General features: G+C 66.0%; 9 protein-coding genes. All 9 read right to left on the bottom strand.

The features are described 5' to 3' along the window. Positions 1-29: 29 nt before the first annotated feature. Positions 30-1,190 (bottom strand): Wadjet anti-phage system protein JetD domain-containing protein, encoded by a 1,161-nt coding sequence (locus tag VV02_RS01590; RefSeq protein WP_157063216.1) that lies wholly within the window; start codon positions 1,188-1,190, stop codon positions 30-32. Next, positions 1,187-4,570, bottom strand: coding sequence for an ATP-binding protein (locus tag VV02_RS01595; RefSeq protein WP_052589418.1), 3,384 nt, complete (start codon positions 4,568-4,570; stop codon positions 1,187-1,189). The genes VV02_RS01590 and VV02_RS01595 overlap by 4 nt, the downstream gene beginning before the upstream one ends. Then, positions 4,563-5,270, bottom strand: coding sequence for a DUF4194 domain-containing protein (locus VV02_RS01600; RefSeq protein ID WP_052589419.1), 708 nt, complete (start codon positions 5,268-5,270; stop codon positions 4,563-4,565). Before VV02_RS01600 ends, VV02_RS01595 begins: the two co-directional genes overlap by 8 nt. Further along, a complete protein-coding gene (locus VV02_RS01605) occupies positions 5,267-6,826 on the bottom strand; it encodes a DUF3375 family protein (protein WP_052589420.1) in 1,560 nt (519 codons plus the stop codon). Before VV02_RS01605 ends, VV02_RS01600 begins: the two co-directional genes overlap by 4 nt. Positions 6,827-6,951: 125 nt before the next feature. Beyond that, positions 6,952-7,506 carry a TerD family protein gene (locus tag VV02_RS01610; RefSeq protein ID WP_052589421.1) on the bottom strand — a complete coding sequence of 185 codons (555 nt, stop codon included), beginning with the start codon at positions 7,504-7,506 and terminating at the stop codon, positions 6,952-6,954. Continuing rightward, positions 7,506-8,174: a hypothetical protein gene (locus tag VV02_RS01615; protein WP_052589422.1), complete on the bottom strand. Its 669-nt coding sequence runs from the start codon at positions 8,172-8,174 to the stop codon at positions 7,506-7,508. Before VV02_RS01615 ends, VV02_RS01610 begins: the two co-directional genes overlap by 1 nt. Positions 8,175-8,304: 130 nt before the next feature. Further along, positions 8,305-10,353: a DEAD/DEAH box helicase gene (locus VV02_RS01620; protein ID WP_218917333.1), complete on the bottom strand. Its 2,049-nt coding sequence runs from the start codon at positions 10,351-10,353 to the stop codon at positions 8,305-8,307. A 70-nt stretch (positions 10,354-10,423) separates the two neighbouring features. Next, entirely contained in the window at positions 10,424-11,764 is a 1,341-nt protein-coding gene (gene brxD, locus VV02_RS01625; RefSeq protein WP_052589424.1) for a BREX system ATP-binding protein BrxD, read from the bottom strand. After that, positions 11,764-14,529: a BREX-2 system phosphatase PglZ gene (pglZ, locus tag VV02_RS01630; RefSeq protein WP_169787621.1), complete on the bottom strand. Its 2,766-nt coding sequence runs from the start codon at positions 14,527-14,529 to the stop codon at positions 11,764-11,766. Before pglZ ends, brxD begins: the two co-directional genes overlap by 1 nt. Between the last annotated feature and the right edge of the window lies 1 nt (position 14,530).

Consider the following 14,530-nt stretch of genomic DNA (forward strand, 5'->3'; position numbering starts at 1 on the left):
CCTAACTATAGCGACGCAGCCGCGTGCTGTCAGTGCATCCGTGCGCGAGCGAGGGCTGCCGTCGCGAACGCCAGCGGGATGCGCTCCTGTTCGACTTTCCGCGTCCTCGTCCACGCGGGGTCGGTGAGGCTCTCGTACACGCTGCGTTCATGATCGTTGAGGTCCTTGACCGGCTCGCGCCGGCCCACCTTCAGCGGCACGCCCTTGGCGTCGGTCCATGACCCAAAACGTTCGAAGCGTTCGTAGGTCGCGCGATCCATGAGCATCGACCGCACCTGCGGCAGTTTCTCCTTCAGCCCATTGAGGATGAAGTAGCCGTCGGCGTCCAGGTCGCCCCAATAGATCACCTCGGACGCTTCCCGAATCCATGGAACCTGGGGAAGCAAGCGCATCGCGGCCTTACCTTCGCCCTCGACCACGATGAGACCAGGGGTCGGCGGGAAGAGCACCACCGTGTCCTTGTTTTCACAGATCAGCACCACCTCCGGCTCGTACGCCGGCTCGGCCACGTCGTCCAGCGTGAACGAGTCGTGTGCGCGACCGGTCTGCAGGTGCTTGGGGTCGGCGTAGGTGAAGTGGACCCGGGTTGGACGCTTGGCGAGGGTGAGTTTGTTCAGACTCGCGAGCACGCGGACCAAAGGCTTGTGCGTGTTCAGCCACTTCCCGTGCAGTCCTTCGATGGGCACCTGGCGAGGGGTGAGCTGCTCCCACTCCGCCCGGTCCGTGCGTCGGAACCACGCGGCGGCGTCACAGGCGAGCCCGAAGTCGACGTCCGAGAGCGGGGCAGCGAGGCGTAACGCGGTCGGTACGTCCGCGTCCGGGAACTCCTCGCCGATGACCGCGGCCCGCTGCCTGGCTGTCGCGATGCGTCGGGGCCAGCCGGCCGCAGCGACCGTCGCGGCGGCGTCGACCGAGTCGACCGTCACTGACTTCGGAAGCGTCTCGGGGATGCCGCGGATGCGGCGTGGCTCGGTGGCCAGGCCGACCGGCGAAGCAGCCGCCCACTCGTGCCACCGGTGCGCCCAGTCCTGCACCTGTGCGTAGTGGGTCGCGACGTCCGCGCTGGACGGTGGCTGCAACCCGAACGTGTGCGGCCAGCGTGCGTCTTCGGCGCTGCCTGTGACGTCCAGATGCCACCCTGTCTCGAGTCGGCGCCGGACCGAATCACGAATAGCCTCAATGTTTTTCACGTCGCACCCTTCTTCAGCATGGGTGCGATGTACGAGTACTCCTCGTCGTTCTTGGTGACGGCAAGTACGAGGTTCATCGACGCCTCGAGCGCGGTGACCATGCTCTCCGGCACCGCGATGATCAGCTGGAACCCGAGGTCCTTCCACGCCTGTACGGACCGTCCTGCGAACCGCCCGTCTGCCTTGATGAATGCCTCATCGAGGAGGACCGGGGTGAAGCGGGGGCGGTCCCGTAGCTCGTCGCCGAGCTGGTACCGGAGCGCGGCGCCCACGATGAACGCCACCAGCTCTTGAGTCTCGCCACCGGACTTGTCACCCAGGTAGGCATGGACTGCGGTCACGAGGCCGTCTGTGATCTGCTCGGCGCGCACGGTGAGGTGCCGGCGGACGTCGAGCAGGGCATCCGCCTCCGGGGTCCACTTGGTCGGGTTGTCCGGCTCGGTCGCGATCTTCTTCATCGCGTCGCGGATGGCGTCGAACTTGACCGCGATCTCCTCGTCACTGGCGCGTGGCCCCAATGATCCGCTCGACAGGGCCTGCAGCTCCTCCTTGAACGTGCGCACCTCGACGGGCGCGCGCCGCTTCACCCTCATCTGCAGCGTTGATCGCGCCGCTCCGAACGGGATGTGGGCGAGGATCTTGTTGATGGGCTCCATGCGCTGGTCGATCTCTTGCAGCGTCTGCTCGTACGCCCAGTACAGATCGGAGACGTCCTCGCCTCCCCACTTGACCACTTGTTTCGCCCAGTCGGCTCGCTGCTGGGTCAGGCCTTGCCCGGTCAGGTTCTGCAGGATGGCGAGATAGTCGGGGTAGGACGCGATGCCAGCACCGATGTTGTTGCTGGGCCAGTTGTCCTGGTAGCGCTGGAACCGAGCTGTCAGCTCGCTTTCGCGTCGATCGCGCTCAGCGCTCGCGACCGTCTGCTTCTGCTTGAGGACCCGCTCGATGATGCTCAGGTGGGTCTTCAAGTCGGCCAGTCGTCCGCTCCAGCCGGTCTCGTCGAGGTCCGCTCGAAGGGCGGCTGCATCGTCGTCCGCGATCGCGACTCCGTCGTCTTCCATGCGCCACAGTCGGGTCCGGAGGGCGTCCACCTCGGTGTCAAGGACAGCGCGACGCTGCTCGCAGTCCTGGATGGTCCCGTCCTCTTTGCCCCGAAGGCCGTACAGCCCCTGCTGCTCGCGCACGAGAGTCTCAAGTTCGCGGTCGAGCGCTTCGAGGTCGCCGCTGGCATCCAGGAGGCGCTGCCGTGCTTCCTCCCCGGCGGAGATCTGATCGTGGACCTGCTCCAGGTCCAGGTCGGTCCAGCGGTATTGGCTGATGCGGACATTCGCGTGTCGGCGGATCTGCAGGTCCTTCATCTCCTGCTCCAGCTGCGAGACCTGAGCGGCCTGAGCCTGGATATCGCGATCAAGCTCGGCCATAGCGCGTCGGAGCTCGTCGATGCGGCCCTGGTTGGAGAAGCCGATGACCCGTCGGCCGTGTCCGCCGTGCGCGCCCTTCTGTCCGCGGCGAGTCTGGCCGGCGATCGTGACACGGGACGTGTCGTCGTCGCGCAGGTCGCTGACGCCGGCGACGCACTCGTACCCGTAGTGGCGGTCCAGGTGGTCGCGGAGCCAGCCGGTGAACGGCCCCTCCTTGACGATCAGGCGACCCGCCAGCGTGGTCTCGGACGTGATGCCCGGCGCTGCCACGTCGATCGGGACGCCTTCGAAGGCCAGCCGCTCCGAAGCCTGGATGGAGTCAATGGAGGCGCGCAGTCGGTCTCCGTGGCGTTCGTCGACCACCAGCGTGTTGGCGAAGCCGCCCAAGACAGCGTCGGCGGCGACCCGCCAGTCTTCGTGTGCTGGCTGCATGTCGACCAGCTCGCCCACGAAGGGCAGGTCTTCTTCGCGAAGCCCTGCGGCCTGGGCAAACTGGAGTCTGACAGCGTGGCGACGTCGGGAGATGTTGCCGGTCCGACTCTCCAGGTCGTTGATGTCGCTCAGGTGCTCGTTGCGCTGCTCGGTGAGTTGGCGAGCCTTGTACTGCGCCTCGTCGCGCTCGTCCTGCATACCCGTCCAGCGCTCATCAAAGCTGTCGACGAACGCCTGTGCCTCGCTCTGCGCCGCCTCGAACTCAGCGCGAGTGCCAGGCACCTCAACGTGGAGGTCTCGGGTGTCCTCCTCGTAGCGAGCGCGCGCGGTCTGCACGCCTTTCAGCTGCAGGTTGAGCCGGGCTAGTTCCTGGTTGGCCACGTCGATGGCGTCGCCGCCCTTGTCCTGCCGCAGCTGTCGCACGGTCAGGACCCGGTCGTCGAGGTCGACGATCTGGGCTGAGATCTGGTCGCGACGGTCCTCTGCCGCAGCCTGATCTGCTTTGGCCGCAGCGCTTTCCGCGTCGTAGGCGTCGGACTCAGTCCGCCGTGCCCAGAGCGTGAAGGGGGACGACTCGGGCTCCGCCAGCCTGTATGTGTCGACACGTTCGATCTCGTCCACTGCTGCGCGCCGCGATGCGTACTCGGCCTCCATCCCGTCCAGGACGCCGACCTGTGCCTCTGCTCGGAGCATCTTCTGGTGCAGGCCGTCCAGATGCTTGAAGGACCGTACGACCGCTTCGGCCTTGTCGTAGGTGCGGGGACGCTCGAGGACCATCCGCTTGTAGAGCGCGTCGACGGTCTGGACCGGTGCACTGCGTTGCAGGTCTGAGAGCAGGCGCAAAGCCTTAGCGCCGTCGCCATGGGCTCCGATGCCGAGGTGGTCATGGATCTTGGCGGCGTAGCGGACGTACGACTCGTGAAACTGGATCCCGGGGAAGTCGCGTTGCATCGGTCCGGCGAGGAACTCACTCTCGGCGTGTGCCTCGAAGCGACTGAGGTCGATCGCACCGTCGTACGTCGCGAATCGGGTCTTCACGTCGCTGGGCTTGCCGGCACCGACCGGTGCGAAGAAGGTGCGGATCACGCTGTACCGCGCGCCCGAGGTTGAGGCGAACACCAGCGCCAGCGCGGACCAGGTGTCCGTGTCGCCGCGGAGAGTGAGCGGGCGGAGGTCGCCTTCCGGGTCGTCCCCTCGGTTGAACTGGCCACGCACGTAGGACAGGACAGTCCGAGCGCCCTCTCCTGTGGCCCTGCCACCACCTCTCGCGCGACCACCGGAGGTGTCGTTCGAGGCCGAGTTCAAGGGCGTCCGGGTGTCGTGCATCAGCACCGTGTAGGCGTCCATGACGGTTGACTTGCCAGAGCCGGAATTGCCTGACAGCAATGTGGATTCGGCGTCGATGTCGATCCGGTGAAAGCCACCGAACCCACCCCAGTTGCACAGCTGCAGGGATTCGAGCCGCCACTGCTGGGCGGTCTCCGTCACCGTCGCCATCCCGTCGAGCGTCAAGACGTCGTCACTCATCGATGGTCACCCCCAGATCCTCATCGAGAACGTCGCTCTCGACGGTCGCGTCTTCGCTCGTCGAGACGTCATCCGCCGTGCGCACCGAGTGCACGAACTCCTTCGTCCGCTCAGTCGTCAGGAGCGTCTCGATGACCGGTGACACCTGAAGCCGGTCCGGGTCACTCGGGTCCCTCATCAGGAACCCCTCCCGCAGGAGGGCGTCGATAGCGCGTACGACGGCCTCGTCCGCACGTACGTGGTCCATCGTCTCCGCGGGGCGGACGTAGGAGACGGCGTCAGCCAGGTCGTTCCGTTCGACGTACGCGATGGGGTCGCCTCGGCGACGCGCGTTGCGGTGCTCTCCACGCAGATGGAGCAGCAACGCCGCCTCCTCCCGCGTATAGGCGCGGTCGGTGAGCAGCGTGGTGAACATTCGCCCCAGCTCTCGGCCGGCCTGGCGCTTGTAGGCCACCTCGTTCTCGACATCGATCACCAGCTCAAGAAACATGTCGTGCAGGCGCGCGGTGACATCACCACGGTGAGCCAGGAGTGCCCGCCACTCCGCCGGGCGCGATACGCCGTTGAGGTGAGTGCGTTTCAAGAGAAGGACGAGCGCCTTCCGAGCCTCCAGCGGCAGTGTGCCTCGGTCGCCTTCGAAGAGGGCTGGGCTCTCGCCGTCCTCTCCGTCCTCCCACTCGATGGCGCCGTCTTCGGTCATGTGTCCGCTCCCTGTGCCACAAACGTGAGGGACGGCGCGAGGAACGTCTGCTCCGTGCCGTCCGGTCGGATCGCGTAGTACTCCTCCAAGGGCAAGTCCCAGTCGAATGCACCCTCCTGGGCCGCCATCGCCAGCATCCCGAGCAGGTCGACGGGACGACGGGTCCTGCTGGGCAGCCGGTTGTAGATGTCCGCACCGGCTGCGGCCCCGCCGCTCGACGTGGCGATCTCAACGGCCGCTGCAAGCTCGGTGTAGAACGGCCCGCCCTTGGACCGCACGTCCTCGAGAGATATCGGCGTCCCACCGCTCCCGGTGGCGGCGCTGAGCGGGGTCAAGCCAGTCCTTGCCGGTTTGCCCACCGCACGTTCGCGCATCGTGGCGACGTCAGCGGTGCTCACCTCACCGATGCTGCAGACCGGCTCGTCGGGGTCGTCACCGTCCGTACGGGTGAACCCCACCGGGAGCCGCAGCCTGTCTCGCATCCCGTGCTCGGCCGACCACTTCTGCAAGGCCCCCTGTGCTCCTCGCAAGGCGTCGTCGAGCTCGCGCTCGCGACTGGCGTCATGTGCGGTCAGGTAGGAGGTGAGCCGCTTGGTCATCTCCCGACGCTGGGCAAACACCGCGGAGACGCTCTCGGCGATCATGTTGACGGTCTGCTGCAGCTCGGACCGTTCCCGGTCAGCCAGGACTTCCGCGAACGGGTGCTCCATGATCGTTTGAAGGTGGCGGGCCAGCTCCGTGCGAAGGTGCGGATCGCTGAGCATTCGCTTGGCCTGCTCGAATCCACGACCGTAGCGATCGGCGACCACGAGGTTGTTCGCCCGCTGCAAGTACTCGCCCAATACCTCGCCGTGCGAACGGGTTTCGGTGAGGAAGTCTTCGCGGATGTTGTGCGCCATGGCGCTGAACGACTCCTCGACGCGCTTCAGGTCGCTCGGGATGCGGTCGATGTCGTCTCGCAGGATCAGGTACTCATTGAGAACTTCTTCGTCGTCGACGGTCTCCACTGCTCCGCCGGCCTCCAGCCGAGCGAGCTCTGCCTGTCGTTTCGTGGTCTCGTACTCCAACCGGGCAATCTCGTCCCGCAGCGAGCGCTGACGCGCCGCCGAGTCCGAGGTGGCTTTCACCGCCAACGCCTGGGCTCGATCGAGCACCACCCGAACTTGCGACTCACTCATCGCCGCACGGGTGCTCGACAGCTGCCGGCAGATCGCGATGGCTTCCCGCGCCACGGCCGTCAGCCGGTACACCTCGGTGCCGTTGAGCAGATGCCGTTCCATCCACCCGTCGCCGACCCAGGACTTGCACCGGTCCCGGACGGCTTTCGGGTCGTCCAGCCCTTCCGGAAAACTCGAGGACTGCTCGCGAATCGCGTCGAACGCGTGCGCCGCCCGCACATGGAACTGTTCGGCGGGGATCTCTTGCCGACCCGCCTCGAAAGCGTCCATCAAGGTCGCCAACACCAGCGGACCCCAGACGGGCTGCCGGAAGAGGCTCACCGTCTTGTTGTTGAGAGCGCCCTCCGCCTCCCGGAACCGGGCCACCGGATCGCTCACACTTCCCCCTGTCGCATCGCGTCAGGATAGGTCCCTCGGACCGACCTCACGAAGGTGCGCCGGACGTACCTGTGGACGAAGGACCGGGCGCATCACGGGGTGTGGATGCCGAACCCGCTCGCGGCTCAGACGCTGACGCCGAAGTCGCGCGCGAGACCTGCCAAACCGGACGGGTAGCCCTTGCCGACCCCTCGGAACGCCCAGTCGGCGCCATCTCGGTACAGCTCGCCGAAGACCATCGCCGTCTCCGTGGTGGCGTCGTCGGGAAGGGTGAAGCGCGCGATCTCTCGCTGATCCGCGGCGTCGACCACGCGGATGAAGGTGGCGTCCAGCTGCCCGAAGCTCTGCTCGCGCCGATCGGCGTCGTAGATGCTGGCTGGGAAAACGATCCGGTCTACGTCTTCATGCAGCCTGGCGAGGTCGACCGTGATCTGCTCGTCGTCGACTGAGCCGCCTGCGTCGTCGCCGGTGTGCACGACGCTGCCGTCGGGACTGGTCAGATTGTTGAAGAACACGAAGTGCCAGTCCGACAGGACCTTGCCGTCACGCCCCAGCAGAATCGCCGAGGCGTCGACGTCGAACTCGGTGTACGCCGATGGACGGATCTCCCAGCCCAGGCCGACGACCACGTTTTTTCGGGGCACGCTGACGTGTTCGCCCCTGGCCAGGTTGACGGTCATCAGTCCGGGACGTGCTCCGGATCGTAGATCCAGACCGCGGCCGTGCCGCCACAGTCGAGGCAGGCTTGCATGTCTTCCACGCGCGAGTTCACGCCGGCCATGGGAATGCCCTGGGCGCGGGTGTCGCGGATGAAAAGCAGTGTGGATGCTTGGTATCCGCGCCAACAGCCCAAACACTGCAGTGCCGTACGCGTGATCGCGCGAGTCTGTGGGGCGTTGTCGCCGTACGCCTCGGCCAGGACTCGGAAGAGCCTCGACTGGTCGTCGTTGGAGAGGTCCGCGAACGTCGTACGCAGGATGGACAGCTTGTTGGTCGCGGCATCCTGAGCGAAGGTCTCGAAGGTGTCGTGGATCGGGTACTCCTGGCCGTCAACGTGGAGCGTGATCGCCATCTCGCCTGCGGAGCGCGGGGTCTCGGCGTCGAAGAGCACCAGGAACCCGCCGCGATCGTTCATGGTGTTGGGCACGATCTTGCGGCCCATCTCCACCTCGGCCCACAGGTCGTGCTGCGCGAGGATCGCGTCGACCAGACCTGTGTTGCGGGCGAGTTCCTCTTCGCGGGTCCAGAGGCCGAGCACCTCACCCTGCGGGCTCTTCGCCAGCGCGTAACTTGGCTCAGCGGAACCGGAATCGCGCCTCGTCGTGGCCTTCTGCTTGCGTCCGAACATCGTCCCTACGCTCTCCCTCGGCTCCACTCGACGCTACCCAAAGGACGCGCGGCAGATGTCGTTACGCACCAAGGTTCGGCATGGTTGCGAACACTTCGTTGTATCCGCGTCGGGTGTGGAATGGAGACTTCTACAGCGTTGAAGCGCTCACTGGTCTCGTGCTGATTGTGGTCGCGTTTCGGTAGTCCGCCCCCCTCGCTGACAGCGTCATCAGTGCCATGCGCGGTGGCAGGAGCTCGGCGAACTTCAGCTTCTTGACCGCCTGCTCGGTGACGAGCGGGACGATCCCAGCGAGATCGTCCCCGGCCTCGTGCCGCGCAGCGCGCAGGGCCGAGGACACCGCACTCGCCGTCGCATCGGACCGCAAGGAGACATCCAAGTTTCCGAACCTTGACTGGTCGAGGAGTTCTGGTGCCACCTGCTCAAATGCTGCCGTCAGGACCGCGTTAGCTCGCGAACCAGCAAACGTCCACCATCGAACCCGTCCGTCCTCGTCAACGACAACCGTTGCGTCGTCGCGGACCCTACGTGCGTACTGCTCGCGCAAAACCTCAAGCCGGCTCCGTGCACGGTTCGTCAAGGTGGCTCCAGACGGTGTGGCACCGAGGAGGATCCGACGCACCGCATCCGACAGTTCAAATGAGTACGCGCGTGGCGCACCCATCCACCTGGAGTCGCCGATCCGTTCGCTTGGCTCGACGTACACCCGCTTGCGCCGCCAATCGATGTGCGTGACCTCCCACGGCCGGCCGGCGAGAGCAATGATGCGCGGACCATCGATCTTGGAGATCAGGACCATCGGGTCGACACTCCCGATCTCTTGCCTCCCATGAATGACCGCGACTTCGGGCGCTGCCGTGAAAACGGCCAGAAGGTCCATGAAGTTGCGCCGCCCGTAAACCTGCTCCGCTCGAGGGCCGATGAATGCCAAGCCCTGGTCGTGATCGAGGTGACCCGTCGACACCAACCACCGTGCGATCACCAAGGCCTCTTCTAACGAGGCCAGGCCGAGGCGCGAGATCCACGCCGCTTCGTCATCAATCGAGATCCGGCCCTTCTGAAGCGCCGTACCGATAAGCTGCTGCGCCGCCACCTGCCGCGGTGCAGGGGGCGCGACCACAGGCTCAACGAATCCGTCGCCCATCAGGAGCAGCAGCCCCGCGGCCCGCAGGAACTCCTCGTCTTCGGTCGCCAGGAAGGTCATGTTGCGACTCGTCCCCGGTCGTCGGCCGGTCCGTCCCAGTCGCTGCAGGACCGACGCGACGGTGCTTGGTGCGCCGATCTGAACCACGCGATCGAGGTCGCCGACGTCGATCCCCAGCTCAAGCGTCGACGTCGACACGATCACGCAGTCCCGTGTCTCCGCAAAGGCTGCCTCAGCCCGACGTCGCTCATCGACGGACAGGGATGAGTGGGACACGTACGTGTCCACCTCACGGTCCCGGAGGTTCACTGCCAGCGACTCCACCGTCCGGCGTGAGTCGGCGAAGACAAGGCGCTTCTCACCAAGGTGCATCTCGCTCAGCACCTTCGCGGCGTTGCCGACGCTGCCGACGTAGTCGAGTGACGCATCGGGTGCGGCCGCGCCCGGCGCCGGGGGAGCCACGACCGTGCGACTGCGATCATGTGTTCCGCCCTGGAGCCACTCGATCAGCGAGTCAGGATTGCCGACCGTGGCCGAGAGGCCCACTCGCTGAATCTGCCTGCCTGCCAACGCGTTCAGTCGTTCGAGGACGGCGAGCAGGTGCCAGCCTCGGTCATCCCCAGCAAAGGCATGTACCTCATCGATCACCACCGTGCGCACATCGCCGAACATGTGCGCCGAGTCGAGCAGCCGCGACACCAGCATGGCCTCCAGCGACTCCGGCGTCGTCAGCAGAATCGCGGGCCGATGGAGAGCCTGTCGCTTACGGTCACCAGCGCCCGTGTCACCGTGCCGGGCCTGTGCCTCCCGACCCAGCCAACTGGCGTACGTCGCGACGCGAGGCTGCAGGTTGTTGAGCAGAGCTTTGAGCGGACAGACATACAGGACCGACAAGCCAGCCCACTGCTCATGCTCCATACGAGTGAGCAGAGGAAACAGCGCCGCCTCGGTCTTGCCCCCAGCGGTGGGCGCGATGAGAAGCGCATCGTCGCCGCGCAGGACTGGCTCAACCGCTTCGGCTTGCAGTGGCCTCAAGCCGGTCCACCCGAGCGAGTTTATGATGTGGTGCTGTACGACGGGATGGAGCTCCCCGAACGCCTCGAGATCAGTCATGGGTGTCGAGATCCAGGTCGATCTCGTCGAGAGATCGGGCGCCCACCGCCGCCCGCTCCTCCTCAGTCACCTCGCTCGAGCCGACCGTGAGCGCGTAATCGCGACGCGGCTCGAAGTCCTCGAACTGGTCGACCCTGTCCATCACGTCGGCGACAAGCTTCTTCAGGAAGACACGCGGTGCCACACCGACGCGCCCGCCGAGCCGACCCGCCACCGCAGAGGCCAGGGTGTCCACGTAACCGTCGTCGACCCGGCCCCGCACTCGCTCGTTGCCATGCGCTCCGTCGGCATAGAGGTCTCGAACCTTGACGCCGAGCGAGACCAGCGCGGTGTGATCGAAGCCAGGCAACCGAATCTGTACGGCGCGCGGGTTGTCGAAGCGGGCGTCAGTCCCGAAGTCCGTAGCGAGCCGTTGCGCCAGAGGGGGGAGCCGTGGAATCCCGGAAGGCCCGTCATAGAAGGCGGGCGTGCCAGTAATGAGCAGATACAGCCCGGGGAAGCGCCCCGCATCGATCTCATCAATGAGCTGGCGTAGCGCGTTGAACGCCTTGTCCCGTACGTCGCCTCGGACTCGCTGCAACGTCTCGACTTCGTCGAGCACCAGCACGAGCCCGGGATGTCCGGCGTCGCGAAGCACGGTCAGGAGACCCTGCAGGAAGCCCATCGCCCCGAAGTGGTCGAGCTCGCCGCGAATACCGGCAGAGCGCTTCGCCGACGCTGCCACCTGCGGCTGACCTGCCATCCACGCGGCGAGTCCGTCGGCAGTCGCAGCATCACCAGAGATCGCCGCTGCTCGGTAGCCCCGCAGCGCCTGAGCAAAGACCGGTGTGCGAGTGCTGACCTCCGCGAGTCGACTCTCCAGCAACGCGTCGACGGCTCGACCGAGCGCGACCTCGTCGCCGTGCTCCAAGCTCGGGTTGGCCGCGAGCGCGTCACCTTCGAGCGTGAACAACCAGGAGTCGAGAACGCCGCGGAACGCACTGGGTGGCAGTGACGACGTTCGCAACGACTCAGTGATCCGGCGGTAGACGGTCTCGAGCCGATGGAGGGGTGTCTCGGTCTCAGAGATCTGCACCTCAGCGGCCGCAAAACCCTGGCGCAGGGCGCGTTCGGCAAGGTGGCGCGTGAAGAAGGTCTTGCCAGCGCCATACTCGCCGCGCACAGCCTTGAAGACAGCGGCGCCGTCGCGCACGGACTCGAGCTCGGCATCCAGCGCGGGGACGAAGCGATCAAGCCCGACAGCTAAAAGATCGAGGCCCGACTCGGGCACGGTTCCTCGACGAAGCGCCGCAATCACCTCCCGCCGTCGACGGTTCGAGACCTCGGCCGCCATCAGGGCACCTCGAACTGGTCACGGAGCAGCTGCTCATCAAGGATGACGGTCTGCCCGTCGGAGTCGACGCGGACGACGTTATAGCCCTCGATGTTGAGCAGCTGCCGCACCTGGCTCAAAGCTCCGTCGACTCGGAAGGCAGGCACGCCGAGCACGGTGGCCACCACCGCGCGCGGCAACCGCAGTCCAGTGGCGCCGGCCAGCGCATCGATGATGGACACGGCCTGATCGTCACGAATTGCTAGCCTTCCCAACAAATTTCGCTGTTCAGCGTAGACAGCACTCGCCACGACGCGAAGACCGAGGGACGTCGCAGTCGTACCGATCTCGTTCTCACGAGGCTGATCGTCAAAGAGGCTCGAGTCTTGGACGGCAGGCTTCTTCTTGCTCGGCTTCATGCTCGGTTGGGCGCCGATGACAGGCTGCACCGGCACGTTGATCCGCTCTGCCATCGACCACCAGGTGGGAGTCTGTGGAGACAAGGGGGGCAGATCGAGATCGTTCACCTCCGGCTCTGGCAGCAGGACGATGAGCGGCACGACCACCTCCTGCGCGCTCGCGCCGCCGTGGTAGCCAGCCTTGAGCGGGCCGTACCGGAGGCCTTCACTCACTGCGAGTACTGCCTGGTGATCGTCGGTCAGCACTCGTCGTCCGCTGACCGCCACCTCGTCATCCTGGACCGGAGGCGACATGTCGCGCGATCGACCGCTGGTGATCTCGGATGCGGAGCGCTGCGTCCCACCTCGCCTTTCAACGACGTGGCCATGATCTGCGGTCATCACCACGGTACGACCGGCGTCTCGCGCGCGAGCCAGGATCGGCGACAGGTGCTTGACGGCATCGGCCGTCCACGTCGTCCGGACGGGGTCGCTGCGGTCGAGCGCATCATCGATGGTGTTCAGTACGACGGTCACCAGCTGGGTGTCGATGTCGTCGATCGCCGCGCCGACACCGCCCGCGAGCAGCGCGCCGGGTTGAGTCGTGTCGATGCCTTTCTTGTGGAAGAGGCGAGCGTTGATCTTGGCCGACTTCTCGGTGAGCGCTGCGTATCCGGTCCGCTCGACATCTTGACCTCCGCGAGTCAGCGTCCCGCACAGGAGCGACGCCCTACTGAACTCGGTCAGCGACGGAAGCACGGCAAGAGCCGCGCCACGTCGCTTCGTGTCGGCGGTGGCACCGGCCTCGACCCAACCGGAGGTCTCCGTCAGGTCAGCAACGATCTCCGTGGCCGCAGCAGCGCTCATCCCGTCCATGACCAGGAAGAGCACCCGCGTCCGTTTGGCTGCCGGAATCACGACGCGCTCAAGGACGGCCTCGAGGTTCCAGACCGGACCGTCCACGGAGCTCACCGACATCTCGCCGTCGGAGTCCTGGTCGGTCACCACCGCGAGCTGGGCCGCGAATGCGCGCTCCTCGCGGTCGCGCCGCTCGGTCGCCGCCACAAAGAGCGCGTTCAGCGCCGTCGACAGTCCCTTGTCGTCCACACCGGTGTAGACATCGTTGATCGCATTGTCAGCCCAGGCGCCATCGTTGATATGGGCTCGCGCTCGGGCGCCCAGATCAGCATCACCGTCGACATCAGGTGAGGCGAGCCAGCGCCAGAGACGTACGGCGGAGCCAAACGCACTGACCTCCCGCGATGAGGTGCGGGCGAGCACGTGCCGCTGACAGCTGACCCAACCGGATTCGATCACGGCAGAGGCCTCGTCGGTCGGCTGTCCCGCCTGAGCAAGGGCAACGCCACGCAGGAGCGCATCGGCCAGCAGGACCAAACGCTGGCGGAGACCGCTGCGGAGTATGTCGGAGTGGACCGCGAGTGGAGCCGCCTCCAGATCGATCAGGTGCTCATCCGCACGTTTGAGCAGGCGACTGATCTGGACGCCATGACGTTCGCTCTGCACAAGCTCACCGGCGACCGCAGCCGCCGCTGCGCCGTAGGCTCCGAGAGCCTCGCGCAACGGCAGGGGCTTGCCGAGCTGTTGCTCAAGGCGAACCCTTGCCAGCTGGGCGGTCTGGAGCTCCTCTGTCGTGAGACCTTCGGCGTTCATCGCGCTCACCGCCAGCCCAAGCGGCACCAGGTCTCCAACAGAGCCGGCCTCGAGCAGCTTCCGAACCGGCTCTTCGGAGGCGCCCGCGCGGCTGGCAATCCAGTCGACCATGACGTTGGCAAGCGCATCGCCATAGCTGCTGCGAAGGCTGTTCAGGGCTGGCCCAGCGTCCGGTCGAACGGACCAGCTGAGAACTGTCACCGCGTCGACGATCTCGCCGGCGAGTCCGAGGTGCGCCCGGGCGACACTCGACATTGCATGACCTCGAGTAAGCACGCCAGCGGGTGCGGCTGGCCATCCATCTGCGGGCTTCGCAGCCACGAGCGCGGCGGCGAGGTCGCGGCGTCCGGGATGATTCATCAGGTTGGCGGAGATGCCGGTGGCGGAGAAGGCCTGTCGGATGGCTTCCCACGGATCTGGTCGGCGCAGTCTGTGGCCGATCACGTGCGACAGGATCCCCGATCCAAGGTCCGCATCAGTTGAGTTGGTGACAATGACCAGCCAGTCACCAATCACGTTCTCACGTAACGCTTCTCGCACAGCCAGAGCTGACTCAGCAGGTCTGACGCGAACCTTCTGACCACGGTGCTCAACATCCGCCTGTACAACGTGCCCGGGATCGGCGAGAACCCCCACCACCCCGTGCTCGTAGCCCTTGCTCCTCACCATGTCGATCATCTCGAAGAGCATCGACTGGCTGACGGTGCTTGCTGCCATG

It is taken from the genome of Luteipulveratus mongoliensis (genome assembly GCF_001190945.1).
Taxonomy (GTDB): Bacteria; Actinomycetota; Actinomycetes; order Actinomycetales; family Dermatophilaceae; genus Luteipulveratus; species Luteipulveratus mongoliensis.

Coding starts and splice junctions, on each gene's coding strand:
- VV02_RS01595 (WP_052589418.1), bottom strand. CDS start 4,570: ATGAGTGACGACGTCTTGACGCTCGACGGGATGGCGACGGTGACGGAG.
- VV02_RS01600 (WP_052589419.1), bottom strand. CDS start 5,270: ATGACCGAAGACGGCGCCATCGAGTGGGAGGACGGAGAGGACGGCGAG.
- VV02_RS01610 (WP_052589421.1), bottom strand. CDS start 7,506: ATGACCGTCAACCTGGCCAGGGGCGAACACGTCAGCGTGCCCCGAAAA.
- VV02_RS01615 (WP_052589422.1), bottom strand. CDS start 8,174: ATGTTCGGACGCAAGCAGAAGGCCACGACGAGGCGCGATTCCGGTTCC.
- brxD (WP_052589424.1), bottom strand. CDS start 11,764: ATGGCGGCCGAGGTCTCGAACCGTCGACGGCGGGAGGTGATTGCGGCG.
- pglZ (WP_169787621.1), bottom strand. CDS start 14,529: ATGGCAGCAAGCACCGTCAGCCAGTCGATGCTCTTCGAGATGATCGAC.